The organism is Paenibacillus nanensis, from assembly GCF_003583765.1.
Lineage (GTDB): Bacteria > Bacillota > Bacilli > Paenibacillales > Paenibacillaceae > Pristimantibacillus > Pristimantibacillus nanensis.
In genome coordinates this window covers 667,722-691,386 of the sequence record NZ_QXQA01000001.1, presented here as the reverse complement: position 1 = coordinate 691,386, position 23,665 = coordinate 667,722, and the positions used below count along the sequence as shown (strand labels likewise).

Genomic DNA, 23,665 nt, shown 5'->3' with positions numbered 1-23,665 from the left:
TTTACGACCCTCTACTCTCCAATTTTAGCTGTTGCGCATAATGATCGATTCAAGCATATTGGCTACATCTTCGCAGTAGTCGGTCGTTTGCTCTAATCTTTCGTATATTTCCTTGCGCTTAATTAGCTCAATCGGATCCTTAACGTTGGCGAACAGCGTCGTAATGGAAACGCGCAGCACGTCGTCGCCTTGGTTCTCAAGCTCGTTGATCGCGATGCAGTGCTCGCGGATCGCCAGAAGCTTCTTCTGGGTAAGCAGGTAGATGGCGCTTTTGATCTGATGGGCCGAACGAACAATAACGTCCGCGAACAGTGTAATATATTCGTCCTTCTCGCGGATATGGTACATTTCAAACCGGGAAGCGCATGCTTCAATGCCGTCAAGCACATCGTCAAGCGATGTGGTCAGCGCCATAATATCTTCACGCTCGATCGGTGTGATGAACGTTTTGTTTAGTTCCTTCAAAATCGTATGGGTATACTGGTCGCATTTGCTTTCGAGCTCTTTCATCTTTTTCGCGAAAGCCGTTACGTCCGTTAAATCGGCGACACCCTTTGCGAAATATTCCGTTGCTTCAACGAGTGTGTCCGCCATCTCCTCTAGCGTTTTGAAGAAAATATCTTTTTTCTTAAACATGTCAATCCCCTTATCGGCTATAAGTATGGTTTTTTTCGACATTCCTGAATCAGTTTACAACCCATTTGTTAACGCAGTGTAAACATTCATGAAAAATTAAAAATATTTTTTCATGAATGTATCCCGTCACCGGGCATCATCTTTCATGAAATAAAAAGGATGCGGCTCCGATGGAGCCGCATCCTAAAAACGCGGTTTCCGGAACGCGCGCGTCCTCGTTCGTACGCGCTCGTTCTTAGTTTGACCCAACATTTAATTACTATTACCATGGAGCGTCACATGCTGACTAAGCTCCGGTCGATTTGGAACGACATGGATATAAGTCTTGCCGGGGACAAAGGAAACCTCTTGGCCGTCCTTTACAAAACGAATCATGCCATCCGGACTTCTTACCCATTCGATATCGATTTTTTTGCCTTTTTGGAACAAGTAGCCTGCTCCTCCCGACTCTAAATCGATCCCCAGCCTTCCTACATTATCCAGCGTTCTGTGACTGGCCTCGAAAACGACGAGGTTAGCCGCGGCAAGCTGCTCGTTATTGTTCATATCAATGTGGGGCTCGCCGTCAATTGTCCGTTTGTAAAGACCGGAAGCTTCGTCGTAGCTGTAGCCCACGATATAGTCTTTCATCAAAAAGGAGATATCGAACGATGTTACGGTTTCGGCCGACGCGCTGCCTCCTGCCGTCCCTGCTTCGGAGAACGGATACGTAGGAACCGTCACATCGGTTTTGTAGCCCTTCTTCTCGGCGCCCGCGCGCAGCTTCTCAAGATTCGAATACAGGTTATGCGGAGCTTTCCGGTCCTTGCTCCTCCAATAATAGGAACCCGCATTCGTTATTTCGTCAAGATAAGGCTTGCCTTGCTTCTGCAAAATTCCGTACGCTTCCGGACTTCCTCCCGCGTGAACCATGACTGCCCCGTAGCTGTCCGCAATATCGATCAGATAGGCGCGGTTGCTGCGGATGGGACCAACGGTGTCCGCGATGGAATCCGTGCTTTGGAATATGGCCACCAGCCTCGTAATCCCGCCCTCTGCCAGCACTTCCCACACTACATCGGCATTTGTTAACCCCGATTGCGGACGCGCTGCCGAGAAGTTATTAATCATAATGGCAATCGGCCGGCTCACTGCCTCCGTCTCGCGCGGCTCTCCCGTCAAGGGCGCATTGTACGGCATCGGGGTCGGTTCAGGAGTTGGTGATGCCGTCTCCGGACTCTGCGACTCACTGACTTCGCTTGGCTCCACTGAAGCCTTTTCATTGCCGCTGCATGCCGCAAGCAGCAGGATTAGTGCGGCCAGCATAGCAGCCGTCGATGTTCGCAAAGCGATTTTCATGAGCAACCCGCCTTTAACTAGAGTAATAGTGCAATTACCCTTATTTAATCATAGTTAGGACAGGTTGTCTTGAAGAAAATGTATAATCGTTGAAATTAAATGGACCAATGATGCCACTCTTGCTGCTGCCGATCCAGCCCTCCGAGCCAGGAAGACGTAAGCCGAATGGCCTCCTCTTGGTGAGCGCGGCTCGAATACGTATGGTTCGCCTGAAAAATTATTTCTTTCTCGCAAATGCCCTCGCTTCTCGTCCAGAACACCTTCTGATAGAGGAAGCTGTAATCGACGGGAATGAGCTCGTCGCTGGTGCCGTGAACGAGCAGCACATCTCCTCCGAATCTTGGAGCCGCTTGGAAGGGCTGGTGCTGCATGAGCGATTCAAAAAAGACCGGCTGCAAGGTAAAGCCCCTATGGTCGGTGCTGCCCTTCGTAATCGCCTCGTCATAGCTGTCTCTGCCAACGATGCGGACGATATCATTGAACGGATAGGCAACAGGCGACCATAAGACGAGACGCTTCACCCGCCTGTCCTTCACTGCGGTCATAATGGCAACCGCGCCTCCCAAGCTGTGGCCGAGCAGCACGATTCGGCGGGGATCTACGCAGTCCATTCCCGAAACATAATCGATGACGGTCCGGGTCTGGTCCACCATCGAATCGAAGCCAAGCGCGCCGTAGTCGCCGCTCGCTTCGCCGCAGCCGCCGTAGTCAAACCGCAGCACGAACGAGCCTTCCGCCGCCAGCGCTCGCGCGGTCTTGACGAATAGTCGGTCAACGCCTACGCGGCTTCCGATAAAGCCATGGCAAATAATGATCGCCTGCTTTTTGCCCGAATGTTCTGCGCCTGACGGCAATTTGCTCTCTTTCTGCTCATCAAAAGAAGGATAATGCAGCGTAGCCGTCAACTCTAATCCTTCATGTCTGATCGTCAGCTGTTTTTCCATAACGTCCCTCCGCTCATTTTTATCTCCATTATTCCTACCTGTATACTATGAATTATTAAAATCAATCGTATCACCGCAGCGAAAAGCTGTCAATGACGAAAAGGTTAACGGCTTCAGAAAAGCACATACGAATGACGTATTCGGGCAACATACGAATAGATAACGAAAGAAGGACCTCCGTTATAAGCGGGGTCCCTTTAGGATGAGGAGGTTCTGCTATTTTATGCCTGTATGGATTGCATGGCTAACGGAGCATTGGTTGTCGGTAATGCTGGGGCTCGGCGCATTGGCCGCCGTCATCTATGTCATTGCGAACCGTAAACTGCTCTTCTATAAAGAATAGGTTCAATGCTGACGATCCGCCTTCGCGCCGTTTACCAGCGGCAGCTTTACCTTGACGATGGTTCCGGCTCCGCGTTCGCTGTCTATCGCCATTTCGCCTCCGTGGAGCTGGACAATCTCCTTGCATATCGCAAGACCGAGACCGGAGCCTCCATGGCTGTTGCTCGCCTTATAAAACTTCTCCATAACATGAGGCAAATCCTCGGCGCCGATTCCGCTTCCCGTATCCGACACGGTCACCGTCGCGAACTCATCGTCCGCAGCAGTCACAACTCGAACGTTTCCGCCTGGCGGCGTAAATTTAATCGCGTTATCGATCAAATTAATGACAACTTGCTTCAGCCGGTTCGAATCCCCGTTCACCAGAATGGGACCAGCCCCGTAAGCCGCGATCAGCTTCACCTTTGTTCCTTCCTCTCGAACGGCAAGCTGGCTCACGGTCTCCTTCACCGGTTCATTCAGATCAAGCGTCTCCGATTGCAGCTCCATAGTCCGGGCCGACAGCTTGGAGAAATCCAGCAAGTCCTCCACCAGTCCGGCCAATCGATCCGTCTCCTTGCTTATAATCGACAGCCCAAGCTTCACCTCTTCGTCGTCCTCCGTCGGTTCGCTTTCCTTCAGCGTCTCGCTCCAGCCCTTAATCGAAGTTAACGGAGTCCGAAGCTCATGCGAAATGGAGGATATAAAATCGTTTTTTAGCTTCTCCCTTTTGTTCAGCTCGCTTACCATTGTGTTAAAGGTTTCCGCCAATTGACCGATTTCGTCCTTCCCGCGCTGAGATGCCCGCCTCGACCAATCGCCGTCCGCCATGTAACGAGCCGCTCTTGTAAGCTCGCGAATCGGCTTTACAATCTGTTGAGCCAAAAAGAGACTTAGCCCCAAAAATAGCAAAATAACGGCTAGCCCGGCGAAAGCCGCCATCTGAATAATATTGGCGACCATCCGATCCACCTGCTCGAGCGAGGACGTGTAGCGGATCATCGATATTACCCTGGCTTCGTTCCATAAGGGAGCCGTGACAGAGATAACCCGTTCGCCATAGAAGGGATCGACGCCGGTCCAGCCGCCAATCTCTCCGTTCATGGCTGCCTTTACATCGCCTGTCGCATAACGGATATCGGGCGCAAAACCGTCCGAATCGATGCGCAGCTCTCCCGCGCTGTTCAGAAGCTGAATTCGCGTAGGACCGGCTTCAGCCATATGCTGCAGCAGATAGTCAGCCTGGTCTTGCAGCGTAAGCGAAGACAGCGAGCGCCCATGCAGAGCCATTGCCGATTCCACCCTTTGCTTGACCGAGCTTTGCGCGCTGCCGTAATAATAGTTCCACATCAGAATGGCGAAGGATGCGCCTAACAGGCTAACGACCAATACGATAAGCAGCAGATAGCTCCATACCATCTTGGTTTTTAGACTTCGCATTCCGGCACGCTCCGTTTCCACCGGTACCCGTATCCCCATACCGTCTCGATAACGGAAGGATCCGAAGGATTGGCTTCAATCTTCTGACGGATTCGGCGAATATTCACATCGACCACTTTCAAATCGCCGACATAATAACGCCCCCATACTTCCGTCAAAATATGATCGCGGCTGACGCTTTCTCCTTCCCGTTCCATCAGCAGTCTGACGAGCGTCCATTCCGTCGGCGTCAAAATAATTTCGTTGCCCTGCTTCCAAAGCTTCCGTTCCGTAATGGAAAGCCGGAATATGCCGCTGGTGCGCTCCTGCTCAACGAATTTCGTTGCTGAGGCAGGCGCCGTTTCGGAAGCGGCGGGCTCCTGCTCCGTTACAGCTTGGCTTCCCGGGTTGTTATCCTCTGCGCTTTGCTCCTCCGGCATTCCCGCATTCATCCTTCGGTGCAGAGATTTAATTCTGGCGATCAGCTCGCCGGGACTGAACGGCTTCTGCACGTAGTCATCGGCGCCAAGCTCGAGTCCCCGGATCTTATCCTCTTCCTGCGCCTTGGCCGTCAGCATAATGATGCCCATTCGCGGAAACCGTAACCGCAGCTTCTCGCAGACTTCGAAGCCGTCGATGGTGGGAAGCATCACGTCAAGCAGCGCTATATCGAACGGGCCGTCCGACTCCGCATACGCGAGCGCATCCTCGCCTCTCTCCGCCTCGACAACCTCGATCCCGTTCCTCTTCAAATTTATTCGAACGAATCCCCGAATGGACTCTTCGTCCTCCAATAGCAGTACACGCATTCCGATCACCGCCGCTCCTATCTGTCGTCCTGATCAATCGATATATACTTTGTAAAATGCTCTTCCACGCCGCGCATCAGCAGGAACTGCTCTTTATCCTCCTCGGACAGCTGCTCCGGCGCCTCCTGCGCAAACGACACGAGATACGCGTTGCCGCTGTCCGAAGCGATGAGCCGGTAAGAACGATGCTCACCCTTCCAGGCTGCCTCTACCGTTCCCCACTGCTTCAGCGGAACAACGTAGATCGTCGCAAGCTCAGACGATACCCGTTTCTTCTCGTTCCAGTATTCAAACGTAACAATGCCATAGGTTGATGCCTTCGGTTTTTTCAGCGTATACCAGCCGCGCCATTCTTCCGGCACATTCAGCTTTACCCCGTAGGTGCTGTCGATATATTGCTCGGCGATAAGCTTATACCCGTCCTTGCCGTCCCATTGCACCCACTCGTTGATCCACATGGTGTTGGCGTAGGCCACATCCTCGATGCCGGGCGCCGCCCGGACAACATTAAGCTCGAGGATCCCGTCTCCATTCATATCCCCGCTTTTTGTCGGTGTTCCGCTTAAGCCGCTTTCCCCTTTTTTCTCATTTGGGTAAATCAGCTCGAACCCGCCTTTCTCCCAAGCATACAGATAGGTCAGCATGCCGTGCGCGCCCGTGCCGCCTTCCAGCAGAACGCCGTAATGCTTGTCCGAAATCCGTCCCGCCAGCATCCGTTCAAACTGGTTAACGCCCTGCGGCATCGATAAAATCGTTTGTTTCGCAAGACCGTCTTTATTCCATTCATAAAGGCTCAAGTAATAAGATGGTACTTCATGCTCGCCGCTTGTTCCTAAAGCATCGAGAATGATGACCTCTTCCTTGCCGTCATGATCCAAATCCGCCGCATCCGCCAGTTCATACGGCAAAGTCTGAATGGCGGGAAGCGTCAGCATGCCATTGTCATTACGGACGGCCTTCGAATGAAAGGAATACAGCTCAAGCACATTCGGACTGTCAAAGGCTCCGACCCAGCCGACAATCAATTCATATTCGCCGTCGTCGTCCAAATCGACGACCTTCAGCCAAGCGATATCCCGCGCAAGCGGCTGCTCGACAAGGACGGATTGCCGCCACCCGAACTCCGTCTGCCTCAGCACCATAATCTCCGGCGTACTGAACTCGTTATAATACGTGACGATCGCTTCGGGGACGCCGTCTCCGGTTAAATCTTTGAGCCTGATCGCCTCTTTATAATCGTCGCGGTGCGGTAGCATCAGTACGCTGAACTGCGGCAGCGCCTTGGCGATTGCCGCAGCAAGCTCCTCCTTATCTGCCGCGATCGAAGGCTTCTGCAGCAGATCGGCCGGCGCGGCGGTATACCGGCAGCCCGCGCAAATAAGCACGCATATGAACAGCGCCAAAAGGAGCGCGGGTCTGCGACCCTTGCTCCTTAATTGTAATGTACGATTCCGACTGCAACCGCGAACCATCATGTTGTCCCCTTTATGGATAATACGGCCTATCATTCCTCGATTTGATCCACGGTAACCAATGTAAAGCCAAGCTCCTGGAGATCGTCAATAACCGCAGGAAGCGCCTCCACCGTATTGCGTATATGTTTGCCGCCAAAGGAATGCATCAATATTATACCATTTGCTTCCGTTTTCGTACGAATCATTTCCCTCATATCCGCTATAGAGGTTCCTGCCCAATCTCGTGTATCGACCGTCCATCCGACCAGCCTGCGGTCATTCTCCTCCAGCACGTCGGTCAACGTATCTGAAACCGCCCCATACGGCGCCCGGAAAAGCTCCGGCGTGAAGCCGACCGCGTCCTCGATCGCCTCGTCCGCTTCCGTCATTTGCTCCAGAATACCGGACTTGCCCAGCTCCCGTAAGTTTTTATGACCTTGCGTATGATTGCCGACCGCATGCCCTTCTTCAATGATTCGTTTCATCACATCCGGATATTTTTCGACCTGCGAGCCCACGACAAAAAATGTCGCCTTAACTCCCTTTTCCTTTAATATATCTAAAATTGCCGTAGTATATTTAGCATCCGGGCCGTCGTCGAACGTAAGCGCAGCCTGCTTTTGCTCTTGATCTACGGCAGGGGCATCGGGGTCCACGTTACCGGAATCCGTCTCCTCGGCAGTCTCTTCCTGCACATCGGTATCTGACGGTTCAGGCACAGCGCTGCCCGTGCCCTCTGAGAGATCCGTCTCTCCCTCCGCCTCTTGTTCCGGCAGATCAACGACGATAACTTCTTCCTCATCCTCTTCGGCCGGTATATCCGCCGGCTTAATTACAAACTCCTGATCTTCCGCGCTGGACTCCGGCACATATACAGCGGTAGAACCTCCCGAAGCGCCGCCGGTCGTCTCTTCTACTTGCTGTTCTTCATTAGGGAGCAAAGCTTCCTCCTTAGCCGGCAACAGCGCCGACAGACCAATCGACTGACTGGCCGCGCAGCCTGCCGTCCAGCCCATTACCGTCATCAACGCCACAAGCGCTAACAGCCTCCGCAAACCCGTTCTTTTTTTCCTCTCCACTTCGCTCACACCTTCTATTCCGCTGATAGTTTTATCTTAATAGAACGATAGGTTTAGAGAGTTACAAATTAGTAACATGATTCGCTTTGCTGCGACAAAAAACCCCGTTTTCATCCGACAGAAAACAGGGGTGCAAATAACGGGTATGGATGTGCGGAAACATGATTTGCGGCGGTTCTCCGTTCGCTGTTAAATGAATATATGCATCGCCACCGAGCCAATATGTTAGGGATAATTTTTCGGATAAACGATCTCCTATAGTGAAAAAAAGCCTGTTCCGATTGGGCGAGGTTCTCTCGCCCCGCTTCGGAAACAGGCTTCTTCCTATTGTTGGATAGACTATCTCAGCGCCTTTGCGGCAATATCCGTGCGGTTTTGCATGCCTTCAAAGTGAATTACGCTTACGGCTTCGTACGCTCTTGCGCGAGCCTCCGCGATGTCGCGGCCGCGGCCAACGATGCCGAGCACGCGGCCGCCGCTCGTTACAAGCTCGCCGTCTTTCAGCGCCGTCCCGGCGTGGAACACAAGCGCGCCTTGCGCTTCCGCTTCCGCGATGCCGGTAATGGCGCGGCCTTTCGGATACGAGCCGGGGTAACCTTCCGAAGCGGCGATAACGCAAACCGCTGCCTCGTCGCTCCATTCGATGTTAAGCTCGCCGAGGCGTCCGTTCATCGCCGCCAGCACGATATCGACCAGATCCGTCTTAAGGCGCGGCAGCACGACCTGCGTCTCCGGGTCGCCCATCCGCGCATTGAATTCGATCGTCTTCGGACCGTCCTTTGTAATCATAAGGCCTGCGAACAATACGCCGCGGAACGGCCGGCCTTCGCTGACCATCGCTTTGGCGGTAGGAATAATAATGTTCACGATAGCGTCGTCGATAACGCTCTGCTCGATATGCGGCAGCGGCGTATAGGTGCCCATGCCGCCCGTATTCGGTCCCTTGTCGCCGTCGAAGATCGGCTTATGGTCCTGCGCCGGCACCATCGGCTTGACGGTTTCGCCGTCGACAAACGCCAGAATGGACATCTCTTGTCCTTCCAAAAACTCCTCAATGACGACCTGGTTGCCCGCGTCTCCGAACACTTTGTCGACCATTGCCTCGCGAAGCGCCTTTTCCGCCTCTTCCATTGTTGCCGCAACCGTCACGCCTTTGCCAGCGGCAAGTCCGTCCGCTTTAATCACGATCGGCGCTTGCTGCTGCTTGAGGTAGGTCAAAGCCGTTTCAAAGTCAGTAAACGTTTCGTACTTCGCCGTAGGGATGTTATATTTTTTGAGCAGGTTTTTCATAAAGATCTTGCTGCCCTCAATCTCCGCTGCCTGCTTGTTCGGACCGAAAGCCGGAATGCCCGCCGCTTCGAACGCGTCGACGATACCGTCCGCCAGCGGATCATCCGGACCGACGAATACAAGATCGATCGACGCTTCCTTGGCGAATCTCGTCAGCTCGTCGAACTGCGATACCGCAATGGGCACACACTCCGCGATCTGGGCAATGCCCGCGTTGCCGGGCGCGCAGAACAGCTCCTCGACCTTCTCGCTTTTCTTGAGCGCCCAGCAGATCGCATGCTCGCGTCCGCCGCCGCCAATGACCAATAAACGCATCGTTCGTTTCCCCCGCTTCTCTATTAGTGCTTGAAATGGCGTACGCCTGTAAATACCATCGCGATATTGTGCGCGTTCGCCGCCGCGATCGACTCTTCGTCCTTAATGGAGCCGCCTGGCTGGATAATGGCTGTAATGCCCGCTTTCGCCGCCAGCTCTACGGTATCGCCCATTGGGAAGAAAGCGTCGGAAGCGAGTACGGAACCGGCCGCTTTTTCGCCCGCCTGCTCAACCGCGATGCGCGCTGCGCCTACACGGTTCATTTGTCCGGCGCCGACGCCGACGGTCATATCGTCCTTCGCAAGCAGGATGGCGTTCGACTTCACATGCTTGACGACCTTCCAGCCGAATAGAAGCTGCTTCAATTCCTCTTCCGTCGGCTTACGGTTCGTAACGACCTTAAGGTCCGTTCCGGAAATGGTGTGCACGTCGCTCTCCTGTACGAGCATACCGCCGTCTACCGAGGTTACAACCCACTCCGCCTTGCGTTCAGCCGCTGCAGTCAGCTCGCCGAGCTTCATCAGGCGGATATTTTTCTTTTTCGTCAGGATGTCGAGCGCTTCCGGCGTAAAGTCGGGCGCGATAATGATTTCCAGGAAGATGCTGCCGAGCAGCTCTGCCGTATCCGCTCCAATCGTGCGGTTAGCCGCGACGATGCCGCCGAAGATGGAGGTTGGATCCGCTTCATAAGCCTTTTTGTACGCCTCATGGATGTTCGCGCCGATCCCTACGCCGCATGGATTCATATGCTTGACCGCAACAACGGCCGGCTCATCGAATTCCTTCAAAATCGCAAGCGCCGCGTTGGCGTCGTTAATGTTGTTGTAGGACAGCTCTTTGCCGTGAAGCTGCTCCGCTGTCGTCACGTTGCCGGATGCCGCAAGCGGCTTACGGTAGAACGCCGCTTTCTGGTGAGGGTTCTCTCCGTAGCGCAGATCCTGAACCTTCTCGTATGTCACGGTGTAGGTTTCCGGAAGCGGCTCACCTGTCTGCTTGGACAGATAGTCGGAGATCAGCGCGTCATAAGAAGCCGTGTGGCGGAACACTTTCGCCGCGAGGCGTTTGCGTGTTTCCAGCGTAGTATCGCCCTGCGCTTTCACTTCTTCCAGAACGGCGCCATAGTCGCCGGCATCGACCACGACCGTAACGAAAGCATGGTTTTTCGCCGCCGAACGAAGCATCGTCGGGCCGCCGATATCGATATTTTCGATCGCGTCTTCGTACGTAACATCCGGCTTCGCGATCGTTTCCTTGAACGGATACAGATTGACGATGACTAAATCGATGTAGTCCAGACCGAGCTCTTGCATCGCTTTCTGATGCTCTTCGTCGTCCCTTACGGCAAGAAGTCCGCTATGCACGGCGGGATGAAGCGTCTTGACGCGGCCGTCCAAAATTTCCGGGAAGCCCGTAACATCGGAAATGCCGATAACCGGCACGCCTTCCTTTTGAAGCAGGCTGAAAGTGCCCCCCGTCGAAATAATTTGTACCCCTTGGTTTGCCAATTCTCTCGAAAACTCGACGATGCCCGTTTTGTCGGACACGCTGATTAACGCTCTGCGAATAGCCACGCAAACATCCTCCTTGTGGTGTGGAATAGCCGGCATCATGCCCGCCAGTCTTTACTCTTTTGCCTAAAGAAGCTCTAGCTCTTACGGCTTTACAATCACCTTGCGGCCTTCAATTGCGACTTTTTCTTGGGCAATCAGCCCGATCACGTATGGATATAACTTCTGCTCCGCTTCATGGATTCGCTTCGCAAGCGAAGCCTCCGTATCCTCTTCGTATAGGGGGACCGCCGTCTGAGCAATAATCGGTCCGCTGTCGAGACCGCCGTCCACGAAATGCACCGTTACCCCCGTAACCTTGACGCCGTGCTCCAGCGCTTGCCCAATTGCGTTGATGCCAGGGAAAGACGGCAGAAGCGAAGGGTGAATATTGATCATACGGCCGTAGTACGGCTCAACCAGGGTTGGCGTTAAAATGCGCATGTACCCCGCAAGCACAATCAAATCGACCTGGCGCTTTCGAAGCTCCTCCGCGATTTCGGTCTCGTACGCTTCGCGCGACGGATAATCCTTAGGTTTGAACACAAAGGCGTCTACTCCCGCATGCTTCGCCCGTTCGACTACGGGAGCAGACGGCTTGTCACAAACAAGAAGCTCGATGCTGACATCGAGCTTCCCCTCCCGCACTGCATCCGCAATCGCCTGGAAGTTGGAGCCTTGTCCCGAAGCGAACACCGCAATGCGCTTAGCCGCCATTAGACGTCAGCTCCTTGGAACGTTACGATACGGCTGCCTTCAGTCACCGTGCCGATGCGGTAGGCATTCTCGCCAAGCTCGGCAGCTGCAGCAAGCGCTTGCTCCGCCTGGTCCGCAGGCACGACGATAACAAGTCCGATGCCCATGTTGAAAGTCGTAAACATGTCGCGGTTGCTGATGTTTCCTTTTTCCTGCATGAGTCCGAAGATCGGCAGAATCGGCCACGAGCCGTAGTTGATTTCCACATTAACGCCTTCCGGCAGAACGCGCGGAATATTTTCGATAAAGCCGCCGCCTGTAATGTGCGCCATGCCTTTGACCGTCACTTTGTCGATCAACGCCAACGCTTGCTTCACATAAATGCGGGTTGGCTCGAGCAGCACGTCGCCCAGCTTTGCGCCGCCCAGCTCAGGAAGCTGCTGATCCAACGAGTAACCCGCTTCCTCAAGCAGCAGACGGCGAACGAGCGAGAAGCCGTTGCTGTGAATGCCGCTCGACGCGAAGCCGAGAACTGCGTCGCCCGGCTTGATCGTGGAGCCGTCGATCATTTTTTTCTTGTCGACGATGCCGACGGTGAACCCCGCGATATCGTATTCGTCTTCGCTGTACATGCCCGGCATTTCAGCCGTTTCGCCGCCGATCAGCGCGCAGCCGGACTGCACGCAGCCTTCGGAGATGCCTTTGACGATCGCTTCGATTTTCTCCGGCACGACTTTGCCGCATGCGAGGTAATCGAGGAAGAACAGCGGCTCCGCGCCCTGCACGATAATGTCATTCACGCACATCGCCACCGCGTCGATACCGATTGTGTCATGCTTGTCCATCGCAAAAGCAAGCTTCAGCTTCGTGCCGACGCCATCCGTCCCGGAGACGAGCACGGGCTCCTCGTATTTGTCCTTGTTCAGGCTGAACAGACCGCCGAAGCCGCCGAGCTCCGCCAGCACCTCCGGACGGTACGTTCTCTTCACATGCTTCTTCATCCGCTCAACGGCTTCATTGCCCGCCGCAATGTCAACGCCGGCCTTCTTGTACGCTTCTGACAAATGGGTCCACTCCTTATTTCGTTCTCATGATACATGTCTTGCTTCGTTGCAGGTAAGCTCGTGTGGCGCGCTTATTGCGATCGCTGCAGCCCGCTTCGAGCTTTTAAGCTCGTGTGGCGCGCTTATTGCGCTTGCTGCATCCCGTTGCGAGCTTTTAAGCTCGCGTGGCGCGCTTATTGTGCTCGCTCCAGCCCGTTGCGAGCTTTTAAGCTCATCTCACGCGCTTATTGCGATCGCAGCAGCCTTTTGCGAGCTTTTAAGCTCATCTGACGCGCTTATTGTGCTCGCTGTTGCCCGCTTCGAGCTTTTAAGCTCGTGTGGCGCGCTTATTGCGATCGCTGCAGCCCGTTGCGAGCTTTTAAGCTCGTGTGGCGCGCTTATTGCGATCGAACGGTCGATTCAAAGTCATATTAGTTAGTTTGGGTTCGGATAAGGTTCCTCAGTTAGAGCGGTTTCCATCATACGATGCGGCAAGGCGGTGTGACCGACTTATTTCCCCCAATTCGCATGAACCGTCATAATTAAGGTGTTGTAACCATCTTAATTCCTCAGCCTAGCACCAAGCGACGTGTTAAAGCGGCGTAGCCGACTTATATCGCCCGATTCACACAAACAGCCCCAGTTAAGGCGTTACTACCATCTTCATTCCTCAGCCCATCACCAACCGGCATGTTTAAAGCGGCGTAGCCGACTTATATCGCCCGATTCACACAAACGGCCCCAGCTAAGGCGTTACTACCATCTTAATTCCTCAACCCAGCACCAACCGGCATGTTTATAGCGGCGTAGCCGACTTATATCGCCCGATTCACACAAACGGCCCCAATTAAGGCGTTACTACCAACTTAATTCCTCAACCTAGCACCAACCGGCGTGTATAAGGCGGCGTAGCCGACTCATAGCCACGCAAGTTGACGCTAGCAGCTGCAGCTTTTATCCGACTCTTCATTCACCGGAGTTGGGTAGTCGTTGTCGAAGCAAGCAAGGCATAAGCCGCGATTATATGCGCCATCGTTGCCGCCTACCGAATCGACGAACCCTTCCTCCGACAGGAAGGAGAGCGAATCTGCATTAATTTCCTTGCGGATCTCCTCTACCGTGCGGTAAGAAGCGATCAGCTCCTTGCGGTCGGGCGTATCGATGCCGTAGTAGCAAGGATTTTTGAACGGCGGCGATGTGATGCGCACATGCACCTCTGTAGCGCCCGCCTCACGCAGCAGGTTGACGATCCGGCGAGACGTTGTGCCGCGCACGATCGAATCGTCGATCATGACGACGCGTTTCCCCTCCACCACTTTACGGACGGCGGACAGCTTCATTTTGACGCCTTTTTCGCGCAGCTCCTGTGACGGCTGGATGAACGTGCGTCCGGTATATTTATTTTTGATGAGTCCCAGCTCATAAGGGATACCTGTCTGTTCCGCGTAACCGATCGCTGCGGAAATACTGGAATCAGGGACGCCTGTCACAACATCGGCATCGACAAAAGATTCAATCGCCAGCTGTTGTCCCATCCGTTTGCGCGCCGAGTGAATGTTGATGCCGTTAATGTCGCTGTCCGGGCGGGCAAAATAAATATATTCCATCGCGCAGGTCGCTCTGCGTTCAATCGTCTCGTAACGGTCCTCATGCAAGCCTTCTTCGTCCAAAATGAGCAGCTCGCCCGGCTGAACGTCCCGCACATATTCCGCGCCTATCGTCTCGAACGCGCAGGTCTCCGACGCGAAAACATAGCTGTCGCCGAGACGAGCCATTGCCAGCGGACGCAGACCATGCGGATCGGATGCGACGAGCAGCTTATCGTTCGTCATGATCAGGAATGCGAACCCGCCGATAATGCGCTGCAGCGCTTCCTTAGCCGCCGTTACAAAATCCTTCGGCGAACGCGCGATCAAATGCGCGATTACTTCGGTATCGCTGGAAGTTTGGAAGATGGAGCCGCTCATTTCCAGCTCTCGCCGGATTTCCGGAGCGTTGACGATATTGCCGTTGGTCGCAACGGCCAGATCGCCGTCACGGTAACGGAAAATCAGCGGCTGAGCGTTGCCCAGATGGCTTGCCCCTGAAGTCGAGTAGCGGACGTGTCCGATCGATCGGTCGCCGGAGAGCCTCTCCAGATTTTCCTTGTCGAACACTTCCTTGACGAGCCCCATGCCGCGATGGTAATTGAATTTACCGCCTTCGCGGGAATCCGCGGTGCAAATGCCCGCGCTTTCTTCGCCGCGATGCTGAAGAGCATGCAAGCCGTAATAAGATAGCCCGGCAGCGTCGGGATGCCCGAACACGCCGAACACCCCGCACTCCTCACGCAATTTATCGAAAATATCATCCCGGCCGATGCCCTCGTTATAATGGTTTCCTGTCCAAAGCAACGGGCGGTCGGTTACTTCATTAGACATGGAATCGCATCCTTCCAGACCTTCTCCAGTTGTTGTACCGGCGCGTTAATGCCGGCTTTGCCGTTCACGTTAATTGTCAGGCTGCTTCCTGTAACTGTACCGATAGTTGCGAAGGTTACGCCTTGCTCCGACAGCAGGGCTGTCAGCGCATCTGCTTGGTCCGGCTTAGCCGAAAGCAGAATTCGGGATTGCGATTCGCTGAACAGAAGATGATCCGGACGAAGGTCGCTTGTTAGCGACACATTCGCGCCGATGCCGCCGCTGATGCAGGATTCCGCAAGTGCGACGGCGATGCCGCCTTCGGACAGGTCATGCGCGGAAGCGACAAGCCCTTTCTGAATCGCGCTGAGCACGGCGTCTTGCACTTTTTTCTCTGTATCCAGATCAATAACCGGCGGACGGCCTGTTGCCGCTCCGTTCAACACGTATTGCAGCTCGCTGCCGCCAAACTCCGCTTTTGTCTCGCCCACGAGAATAATGACGTCGCCTTCGGCTTTGAACTTTTGCGTTGTAATATGGTTAATGTCATGCACCAGGCCGACCATGCCGATAACCGGCGTCGGGTAGATGGCGCCTTTTGCGTTTTCATTGTACAAGCTGACGTTACCGCCGATAACCGGCGTATTCAGCTTCACGCAAGCCTCGGACATGCCGTCGGCGGATTTCTCCAGCTGCCAGAACACTTCCGGCTTCTCCGGGCTGCCGAAGTTCAAGTTGTCCGTAATCGCCAGCGGCTCGGCGCCGGAGCACACGATGTTGCGCGCCGCTTCCGCTACCGCGATGCGGCCGCCCATCTCCGGATCGAGGTAAACGTAACGTCCGTTGCAGTCCGTTGTCATAGCGAGCGCCTTGCGCGTGCCGTCAATCAATACAACCGCCGCATCGGAGCCCGGCTGAACTGCCGTAGCCGTACGCACCATGTAGTCGTATTGGTTGTATACCCACTCTTTGCTTGCTACAGTCGGAGAAGCAAGAACCTTCTCCAGCGCGCCGTTCAGATCGGTGATTTCAGGGAAAGCAGCCGTGTCGATCGACGCGCTCTCGCGGAAGTAAGCCGGTTCAGCGGACGGCTTGTTATATACCGGGCACTCGTCGACAAGCGCCTTGACCGGCATGTCCGCTACTTGCTCGCCTTGGTGGAACAGGCGGAGACGTCCGTCGTCCGTCACCTTGCCGACCTTCGCGCAAATGATGCCCCAACGGTCAAAAATCTCTTTCGCCTGCGCCTCATGCTGCGGCTCGATGACAAACAGCATGCGCTCCTGCGATTCGGACAGCATCATTTCGTACGGCGTCATGCCCGTCTCGCGCTGAGGCACCTCGTCGAGGTACAGCTCCAGGCCGTTGCCCGCTTTGGACGCCATCTCCGCGCTGGAGCAAGTTAGGCCCGCCGCTCCCATATCCTGAATGCCAAGGACGATGCCGGAGTTGATCAGCTCGAGCGTCGCTTCCATTACCAGCTTCTCCATGAACGGATCGCCGACTTGAACCGCAGTGCGCTTCTCTTCGGATTCTTCCGACAATTCAACGGAAGCAAATGTCGCGCCGTGGATACCGTCGCGGCCAGTGGCAGGTCCGACGTAGAAGACGGGATTGCCGACGCCTTTGGCGACGCCGCGCTGGATTTTATCATGGTCGATGAGACCGACGCACATCGCGTTAACGAGCGGATTGCCTTCGTAGCTCTCGTCGAACATGACTTCGCCCGCAACAGTCGGAATGCCGATGCAGTTGCCGTAGCCGGCGATGCCGCTTACGACGTTTTCGAACAAGTATTTCACGCGCTCGTTGTTCAGGTTGCCGAAACGCAAGCTGTTCAGGAGAGCGACAGGACGCGCGCCCATCGAAAAGATGTCGCGAATGATGCCGCCTACGCCCGTTGCCGCGCCTTGATATGGCTCAACTGCGGACGGATGGTTATGCGATTCGATTTTGAAAACAACGGCTTGGTTGTCGCCGATGTCGACGATACCCGCGCCTTCGCCTGGACCCATGAGAACGCGTTCTCCGGTGATCGGGAACTTTTTCAGGATCGGCTTGGAGTTTTTGTAGGAGCAGTGCTCCGACCACATGACGCTGAATACGCCGATTTCCGTGTAGTTTGGCTTGCGTCCCAGGAAACCGCAAATGAGTTCATACTCGTGGTCTGTTACACCGAATTGCGTGTAAATGCGTTGGTCCGCGATTTGTTCTGCCGTCGGCTCCTTAGCCGTTAACTGCTGCGCCATGTTGTTCCCTCCATGCATTCAAAATCGATGTAAACATCCGTTTTCCGTCTTCCGAGCCAAGCAACTGGTCTACCGCGCGCTCCGGATGCGGCATCATGCCGACCACGTTGCCCGCTTTGTTGCTGATGCCCGCGATATTTTCCACAGAGCCGTTCGGATTCGTGTCGCCCGCGTAGCGGAACACGATTTGGTTGTTCGCCTTCAGCTCTTCGAGCGTCGCGGCGTCGCAAAAGTAATTGCCTTCGCCATGGGCGATCGGAATATTGATCAACTCGCCTTGCGAGTATTCTTTTGTAAAAGGCGTGTTATTGTTAACCACTTCAAGAGACGTGCCATGGCAGCGGAATTTCAGACCCGTGTTGCGGATCAGCGCGCCAGGCAGAAGGCCGGCTTCGGTCAGGATCTGGAAGCCATTGCAAATGCCGAGGATGAACTTGCCTTGTTCGGCAGCCTTCTTCACTTCATTCATCACGTTCGCGAATCGGGCGATCGCGCCGCAGCGCAGGTAGTCCCCGTAGGAGAATCCGCCCGGCACCAGAATGGCGTCGTATGCGGACAAGTCCGTCGCGGTATGCCACACGTAGTCGACCGGTTGGCCGATCGTGGATTCTACCGCTTTGTAGCAGTCGATGTCACAGTTGGAGCCAGGAAATACGAGTACGGCAAACTTCATTTTTTACCCCTCCAGCTCAAAACGGTAGTCTTCGACGACGGTGTTCGCCAGCAGCTTCTCGCACATCACTTTCAGGCGCGCTTCCGCTTCCGCGCGGTCGTTCGTATCCAGCTCAACCTCAAGGTATTTGCCGATGCGAACCTTCCCGACTTCCGAGAAACCCATGGTGTGGAGAGCGCCTTGCACTGCAGTTCCTTGCGGATCCAATACGTTTTCCTTGATCGTGACGTAGACGGTTGCCTTCATAATTGCCTCCTGAATATGGTTGAATTTTTAAAAAGTTAGTTTGTGTGGGTGAGCGAGCTCGTTCGTGCAAGTTGAGTGCTGTAACGGTCTTTTTCGCCGTTACTGCGGCTCGCTCGCGCTAGGTCCGCGCTGTAAGCGCCTTGTTCGCCGTTGCAGCCGGCCGCTCGTGCTAGTTCAGTGCTGTAACGGTCTTTTTCGCCGTTACAGCTGCTCGTTCGCGCTAGTTCAGTGCTGTAACGGTCTTTTTCACCGTTGCAGCAGTCCGCTCACGCTAGGTTCGCGCTGCAAGCGCCTTTTTCACTGTTGCAGCCGGCCCGCTCGCGCTAGGTCCGCGCTGCAAGCGCCTTTTTCACCGTTACAGCAGCCCGCTTGCGCTAGGTCAGTGCTGTAACGGTCTTTTTCGCCGTTACAACGGCTTGCTCGCGCTTGGTTCACACTATAAGCGCCTTTTTCGCCGTTATAGCCGGCCCGCTCGCGCTAGGTCCGCGCTGCAAGCGCCTTTTTCGCCGTTACTGCGGCCCGCTCGCGCTAGGTCCGCGCTGTAAGCGCCTTTTTCGCCGTTGCAGCCGGCCGCTCGTGCTAGTTCAGTGCTGTAACGGTCTTTTTCGCCGTTACAGCGGCCCGCTCGCGCTAGGTCCGCGCTGTAACGGCCTTTTTCGCCGTTACAGCGGCTCACTCGTGCTAGGTCCGCGCTGCAAGCGCCTTTTTCGCCGTTGCAACGGCAGCAGCCGCGTAATGACGGCCGCGCACTTGCGGCGTGCCGCCAGCTAGCTCAGCTCGCCGCCGGTTAAGCGGCGGTAGATCTCGCGGTAGCGCGCCGTTGTGGCGGTGACGACGACCTCCGGCAGCGGATCCGGGCGGCTGTCGCGGTCCCAGTCGGAGCCGAGCAGGTAGGTGCGTACCGGCTCCTTGTCCATGCTGTCGATCTCTACGTCATAGGCATAATTGCCTTCTGACCAGAAGCGCGACGAGTCCGGCGTAAAGATTTCATCGATTAAAATAACCTTGCCGTCGATAAGTCCAAATTCAAATTTGCAGTCGGCGAGGATGATGCCGCGCTCTTTGCAATAAGCATGCGCGAACTTGTACAGCTCGAGGCTTCGGTCGCGAAGCTCAATCGCCAGCTCCTCACCGACCATCTCAACCATACGCTCGAATGAAATATCTTCGTCATGGCCGACGTCATTTTTCGCGGCCGGCGTAAAGATCGGCTCCGGGAACCGTTCGTTCTTGCGAAGTCCCTCCGGCAGCGCAATACCGTTGATGGCCTGCGTCTTCTCGTACTGACGCCAGCCGTTGCCTGTAATATAGCCGCGCACGACGCATTCGATATCGATGCGTTCCGCTTTGCGCGTCACCATGATCCGGTTCTTCAGCAGTTCGGGCGCCGTAATCGTATCGCCAAGCAGCGATACGTCCGTATGAACAACGTGATTCGGCATCATATCCTTCGTCCTATCAAACCAGAAAGCGGACAGCCGATTCAGCACGTTGCCTTTGTCCGGCACAGCCGGATCAAGCACGTAATCGAACGCCGAGATCCGATCCGTCACCACGATAAGGAAGTGCTCGCCCAAATCATACAGCTCGCGTACCTTGCCTTTATAGACAAGCGGCGCTTTCACATAATCAACGGCAGTGGACAAAGCCTGCACTTGCGCTCCCATGTTCCCGTGACCTCCTTAATTTAAGCCCAGACGATTAAATATCGTATCGACATGCTTCAAATGCCATGCCGGATTAAAGCAATCCTCAATCTCTTCCGCCGAGAGCACCGAAGTGATCTCAGGCGTCTCTTCAATGATTGAGCGGAACTGGCGCTGCGTCTCCCATGCCTGCATCGCGCGAGGCTGTACCGTATCGTAAGCCTGCTCGCGGCTGAAGCCTTTGTCGATCAGCTTCGTGAGCACGCGGCCGGAGAACGGCACGCCGTAGGTCGCGCTCATATTGCGTTTCATATTTTCCGGGAAAACGGTCAAATTATTGATAATGTTGCCGAGACGGTTCAGCATATAGTTCAGCAGCATCGTGGAGTCCGGCAGGATGACGCGCTCCGCCGACGAATGGCTGATGTCGCGCTCATGCCACAGCGTCACGTTCTCGTAAGCGGTCAGCATATGGCCGCGGATAACGCGGGACAGTCCGGAAATATTTTCGCAGCCGATCGGGTTCCGCTTATGCGGCATGGCCGACGAGCCCTTCTGCCCCTTCGCGAAAGGCTCCTCCACTTCGCGGAATTCGCTCTTCTGCAGGGCGCGGATTTCCGTCGCGAACTTGTCCAGCGACGTTGCGATGAGCGCGATCGCAGCCACATATTCCGCATGGCGGTCACGCTGCAGCGTCTGCGTCGAGATCGGCGCAGGCGAGATGCCGAGCTTCCGGCATACAAATTCCTCCACGAACGGATCGATGTTCGCGTAGGTGCCGACGGCTCCGGACATTTTGCCGAATTCTACGCCTTTGGAAGCATGCTGGAAACGTTCCAGATTGCGCTTCATCTCTTCGTACCAAAGCGCCATCTTAAGGCCGAACGTCGTCGGCTCCGCATGAACGCCGTGCGTGCGTCCCATCATCGGCGTATCTTTATATTGAATGGCTTTCTCGCGAAGAATCGCGATAAACTTCTCGATATCTTTGAGCAAAATCTCATTCGCCTGGCGAAGCAAATAACCCATCGCCGTGTCCACCACGTCCGTGGAAGTCAGGCCGTAGTGCACCCACTTGCGCTCCGGACCGACAGTCTCGGACACCGCGCGTGTAAACGCGATAACGTCGTGACGAGTCTCCTGCTCGATTTCGTAAATCCGGTCGATGTTGAAGCTGGCGGATTTGCGCAGCGCCTCCACATCCTCCTTCGGAATAATGCCAAGCTCCGACCAAGCTTCGCATGCGCAAAGCTCAACCTCAAGCCAAGCCTTAAATTTATTTTCCTCGGTCCAAATCGCTCTCATTTCGGGTCTGCTGTAACGTTCTAGCATGAGCCTCACACCTTCCAAATCTTAGTTTCATTTATCCATTCAAGCGCCGCTTCAACCGTAGGTCCCAGCACATTCACATGCCCCATCTTCCGTTTGAACACGGCGTCTTTTTTCCCGTACAAATGCACCTTCGGCGCGACGCCTAACCGCTCGGACGCCTCATCCTGGACTGCCATCCGTTCAAGCAGCGGCTCCACATGCTGTCCCAGCACATTCACCATCACGACGGGACTCATCAGCGCCGTATCGCCAAGCGGCAGACCGCATACTGCGCGCACATGCTGCTCGAACTGCGACGTCCGGCATGCCTCCATCGTGTAATGACCGCTGTTATGCGGCCTCGGAGCCAGCTCGTTGACGTAGAGCCTGCCGTCCTTCGCGACGAACATTTCCACCGCGATCAAGCCGACGACGCCAAGCCCTTCCGCGATCCGCACAGCGAGGCGCTCCGCTTCCTTCAGAACCGACTCGCCCGTCCTGGCCGGCACGATGGAAAGATGCAAAATATTTTCCACATGAATATTTTCCGCAGGCGGGAAAGCTTTTATTTCTCCGTTCGCGCTTCGCGCCGCAATAACCGAAATTTCCATCGCAAAATCGATAAATTGCTCCAGCACCAGCTGCGTTCCCGCGCGAGACAACGCTGCATAAGCTTCGCCGCATTCGGCTATGTCGCGAATGACCCATTGGCCCTTCCCGTCATAGCCGCCCGTTGCCGTCTTCAGCACGCAAGGCGTTCCGAACCTGCTTACAGCTTCGCGCAGTTCCTCCTCGCCGCGAATTTCGGCGTAAGGCGCTACCTGCGCTCCCGCCGCTTCGATCGCCCGCTTCTCGCGCAGACGGTGCTGCGTCGTATAGAGCAGCTCGCTACCTTGCGGAACATAAGATTCCGACATCAGCATCGCGGCAACATCCGCGTCGACGTTCTCGAACTCGTACGTGATGACGTCCGAGCGTGCCGCCAGCTGCCGGGCCGCTTCGCGGTCATCGTAGGCTGCCGTAATCTGCTCGGCTACCTGTCCCGCGGGGGAGTCCGGCGTCGGATCGAGCGCAATAAACCGATACCCCATCGCGCTTCCGGCATTCGCCATCATGCGGCCAAGCTGCCCCCCGCCAAGTATGCCTATTGTTCCGCCGGGAAGAATGACCTTCGATTGCGCGTCTGTCTTATTCATAACGTCTCACTGCTTTCCAGCACTTCCCGCTTAATCCGTTCGCGGCGCGCCGCTACACGGGCTTGAATGTCCGGATCGAACGCGCCCAGCATCTGCGCGGCCAGCAGCCCCGCATTGGTGCCGCCGGCATTGCCGATCGCAACCGTCGCAACCGGTATGCCACCCGGCATCTGCACGATCGACAACAGCGAGTCCAAACCGTTCAAATTCGAAGATTTAACCGGAACGCCGATGACCGGCAGCGTCGTCTTCGACGCGACCATCCCGGGTAAATGCGCGGCGCCGCCGGCTCCCGCAATAATCACCTTCAGACCGCGTTCCGCCGCCGTTTCCGCATATTCGAACATGAGATCCGGCGTCCGATGCGCTGAAACAACTTTTTTCTCATAAGGAATATGCAGTTCCTCCAGAACGTCGCAGGCTAATTTCATTGTGTCCCAGTCCGACTTGCTGCCCATGATGACGCCAACCTTAGCAGACATTAGCTCAAACCCACTTTCCTTCATGAAATGTAGTAGCTGATGACGAATAAAAAAAGTCCCGCAGCTATCAGAAACCGATATGCTAGAGGACCTTCGAGCAAACCTCCAATGCCCTAAGGCCGTGTTGAAGGTTCTATCATGAACGGCTGCAGGTCTTACCGCTAAAGACAACGCAAGGCTGCTCTCCAAGAGAGCAACCTAATGCGCGAACGGACTGACGCCGGCAGCTGATTCATTAAGCTCGTAGTCCAGAAATTAAGGTTTCCGGGTAGAAACATTCGGGCCTGTCCCGAATATATACGAGATTATTCTTATTGGGCGGCATGCTCCGCCTCAAACCTACTCTAGTTTATCCAATCGGCACCAGCCTGTCAATAAAATACGAACATTAATAGAGGTTTAAAAATAAAAGTTCGTTTTTTCGTCTTATAAAGTCGATAAGCTCCTTAAAACCATCTTATTGTACAGCCAAAGTCTGGATTAGTATGCCCGCTGGACATGGTTTCCATGTTTTTGACTAAGGGCTGGTATCGCTGAATATAGATAGCTATAGAGCACAAAACGGTCTTGCA

Annotated in this window: 19 protein-coding genes and 1 riboswitch; all 19 genes read right to left on the bottom strand. The window is 54.9% G+C overall.

Annotation, left to right across the window (positions count from 1 at the left end; all coding sequences use genetic code 11):
• Positions 1-24: 24 nt before the first annotated feature.
• The 19 genes from D3P08_RS02920 to purE all read right to left on the bottom strand — a co-directional run bounded on the left by D3P08_RS02920 (position 25) and on the right by purE (position 23,093).
• Positions 25-636 (bottom strand): DUF47 domain-containing protein, encoded by a 612-nt coding sequence (locus D3P08_RS02920; RefSeq protein ID WP_119597902.1) that lies wholly within the window; start codon positions 634-636, stop codon positions 25-27.
• A 252-nt stretch (positions 637-888) separates the two neighbouring features.
• Positions 889-1,974 (bottom strand): DUF3048 domain-containing protein, encoded by a 1,086-nt coding sequence (locus D3P08_RS02915; protein WP_240647221.1) that lies wholly within the window; start codon positions 1,972-1,974, stop codon positions 889-891.
• Positions 1,975-2,069: 95 nt separating this feature from the next.
• The gene (locus D3P08_RS02910) at positions 2,070-2,918 is read right to left on the bottom strand and encodes an alpha/beta hydrolase (RefSeq protein WP_119597901.1); all 849 of its coding nucleotides are present in this window, start codon (positions 2,916-2,918) and stop codon (positions 2,070-2,072) included.
• A gap of 345 nt (positions 2,919-3,263) precedes the next feature.
• A complete protein-coding gene (locus tag D3P08_RS02905) occupies positions 3,264-4,679 on the bottom strand; it encodes a sensor histidine kinase (RefSeq protein WP_162848342.1) in 1,416 nt (471 codons plus the stop codon).
• On the bottom strand, positions 4,667-5,467 hold the full coding sequence (locus tag D3P08_RS02900) for a response regulator transcription factor (protein ID WP_119597899.1): 801 nt from the start codon (positions 5,465-5,467) through the stop codon (positions 4,667-4,669). Before D3P08_RS02900 ends, D3P08_RS02905 begins: the two co-directional genes overlap by 13 nt.
• A gap of 17 nt (positions 5,468-5,484) precedes the next feature.
• Positions 5,485-6,870 (bottom strand): hypothetical protein, encoded by a 1,386-nt coding sequence (locus D3P08_RS02895; protein WP_119597898.1) that lies wholly within the window; start codon positions 6,868-6,870, stop codon positions 5,485-5,487.
• Between the two features lie 101 nt (positions 6,871-6,971).
• Positions 6,972-8,000, bottom strand: coding sequence for a polysaccharide deacetylase family protein (locus D3P08_RS02890; RefSeq protein WP_119597897.1), 1,029 nt, complete (start codon positions 7,998-8,000; stop codon positions 6,972-6,974).
• Between the two features lie 339 nt (positions 8,001-8,339).
• Entirely contained in the window at positions 8,340-9,605 is a 1,266-nt protein-coding gene (gene purD / locus D3P08_RS02885; protein ID WP_119597896.1) for a phosphoribosylamine--glycine ligase, read from the bottom strand.
• 23 nt (positions 9,606-9,628) lie between these two features.
• Positions 9,629-11,176 (bottom strand): bifunctional phosphoribosylaminoimidazolecarboxamide formyltransferase/IMP cyclohydrolase, encoded by a 1,548-nt coding sequence (gene purH / locus D3P08_RS02880; protein WP_119597895.1) that lies wholly within the window; start codon positions 11,174-11,176, stop codon positions 9,629-9,631.
• Between the two features lie 81 nt (positions 11,177-11,257).
• Complete coding sequence (purN, locus tag D3P08_RS02875) at positions 11,258-11,869, bottom strand: phosphoribosylglycinamide formyltransferase (RefSeq protein WP_119597894.1); 612 nt, start codon at positions 11,867-11,869, stop codon at positions 11,258-11,260.
• Entirely contained in the window at positions 11,869-12,912 is a 1,044-nt protein-coding gene (gene purM / locus D3P08_RS02870) for a phosphoribosylformylglycinamidine cyclo-ligase (RefSeq protein WP_119597893.1), read from the bottom strand. Before purM ends, purN begins: the two co-directional genes overlap by 1 nt.
• 917 nt (positions 12,913-13,829) lie before the next feature.
• Complete coding sequence (purF, locus tag D3P08_RS02860; RefSeq protein WP_119597891.1) at positions 13,830-15,311, bottom strand: amidophosphoribosyltransferase; 1,482 nt, start codon at positions 15,309-15,311, stop codon at positions 13,830-13,832.
• Positions 15,296-17,539 (bottom strand): phosphoribosylformylglycinamidine synthase subunit PurL, encoded by a 2,244-nt coding sequence (gene purL, locus D3P08_RS02855; protein ID WP_119597890.1) that lies wholly within the window; start codon positions 17,537-17,539, stop codon positions 15,296-15,298. Before purL ends, purF begins: the two co-directional genes overlap by 16 nt.
• On the bottom strand, positions 17,517-18,212 hold the full coding sequence (purQ, locus tag D3P08_RS02850; protein WP_119598018.1) for a phosphoribosylformylglycinamidine synthase subunit PurQ: 696 nt from the start codon (positions 18,210-18,212) through the stop codon (positions 17,517-17,519). The genes purL and purQ overlap by 23 nt, the downstream gene beginning before the upstream one ends.
• 3 nt (positions 18,213-18,215) lie before the next feature.
• On the bottom strand, positions 18,216-18,461 hold the full coding sequence (purS, locus tag D3P08_RS02845; RefSeq protein ID WP_206098912.1) for a phosphoribosylformylglycinamidine synthase subunit PurS: 246 nt from the start codon (positions 18,459-18,461) through the stop codon (positions 18,216-18,218).
• 764 nt (positions 18,462-19,225) lie between these two features.
• Positions 19,226-20,125 carry a phosphoribosylaminoimidazolesuccinocarboxamide synthase gene (locus D3P08_RS02835; protein WP_119597887.1) on the bottom strand — a complete coding sequence of 300 codons (900 nt, stop codon included), beginning with the start codon at positions 20,123-20,125 and terminating at the stop codon, positions 19,226-19,228.
• Between the two features lie 15 nt (positions 20,126-20,140).
• Complete coding sequence (gene purB, locus D3P08_RS02830) at positions 20,141-21,436, bottom strand: adenylosuccinate lyase (RefSeq protein ID WP_119597886.1); 1,296 nt, start codon at positions 21,434-21,436, stop codon at positions 20,141-20,143.
• Positions 21,437-21,441: 5 nt separating this feature from the next.
• Positions 21,442-22,611: a 5-(carboxyamino)imidazole ribonucleotide synthase gene (gene purK / locus D3P08_RS02825; protein WP_119597885.1), complete on the bottom strand. Its 1,170-nt coding sequence runs from the start codon at positions 22,609-22,611 to the stop codon at positions 21,442-21,444.
• Positions 22,608-23,093 (bottom strand): 5-(carboxyamino)imidazole ribonucleotide mutase, encoded by a 486-nt coding sequence (gene purE / locus D3P08_RS02820; RefSeq protein ID WP_119597884.1) that lies wholly within the window; start codon positions 23,091-23,093, stop codon positions 22,608-22,610. The genes purK and purE overlap by 4 nt, the downstream gene beginning before the upstream one ends.
• Positions 23,094-23,317: 224 nt before the next feature.
• A riboswitch (purine riboswitch) is annotated at positions 23,318-23,416 on the bottom strand.
• Positions 23,417-23,665: the final 249 nt, after the last annotated feature.

Bases quoted from the DNA above. Each gene is read 5' to 3' on its own strand.
- D3P08_RS02920 (WP_119597902.1), bottom strand. From the start codon at position 636: ATGTTTAAGAAAAAAGATATTTTCTTCAAAACGCTAGAGGAGATGGCG.
- D3P08_RS02915 (WP_240647221.1), bottom strand. From the start codon at position 1,974: ATGAAAATCGCTTTGCGAACATCGACGGCTGCTATGCTGGCCGCACTA.
- D3P08_RS02910 (WP_119597901.1), bottom strand. From the start codon at position 2,918: ATGGAAAAACAGCTGACGATCAGACATGAAGGATTAGAGTTGACGGCT.
- D3P08_RS02905 (WP_162848342.1), bottom strand. From the start codon at position 4,679: ATGCGAAGTCTAAAAACCAAGATGGTATGGAGCTATCTGCTGCTTATC.
- D3P08_RS02900 (WP_119597899.1), bottom strand. From the start codon at position 5,467: ATGCGTGTACTGCTATTGGAGGACGAAGAGTCCATTCGGGGATTCGTT.
- purD (WP_119597896.1), bottom strand. From the start codon at position 9,605: ATGCGTTTATTGGTCATTGGCGGCGGCGGACGCGAGCATGCGATCTGC.
- purN (WP_119597894.1), bottom strand. From the start codon at position 11,869: ATGGCGGCTAAGCGCATTGCGGTGTTCGCTTCGGGACAAGGCTCCAAC.
- purF (WP_119597891.1), bottom strand. From the start codon at position 15,311: ATGTCTAATGAAGTAACCGACCGCCCGTTGCTTTGGACAGGAAACCAT.
- purL (WP_119597890.1), bottom strand. From the start codon at position 17,539: ATGGCGCAGCAGTTAACGGCTAAGGAGCCGACGGCAGAACAAATCGCG.
- purQ (WP_119598018.1), bottom strand. From the start codon at position 18,212: ATGAAGTTTGCCGTACTCGTATTTCCTGGCTCCAACTGTGACATCGAC.
- D3P08_RS02835 (WP_119597887.1), bottom strand. From the start codon at position 20,125: ATGGGAGCGCAAGTGCAGGCTTTGTCCACTGCCGTTGATTATGTGAAA.
- purB (WP_119597886.1), bottom strand. From the start codon at position 21,436: ATGCTAGAACGTTACAGCAGACCCGAAATGAGAGCGATTTGGACCGAG.
- purK (WP_119597885.1), bottom strand. From the start codon at position 22,611: ATGAATAAGACAGACGCGCAATCGAAGGTCATTCTTCCCGGCGGAACA.
- purE (WP_119597884.1), bottom strand. From the start codon at position 23,093: ATGTCTGCTAAGGTTGGCGTCATCATGGGCAGCAAGTCGGACTGGGAC.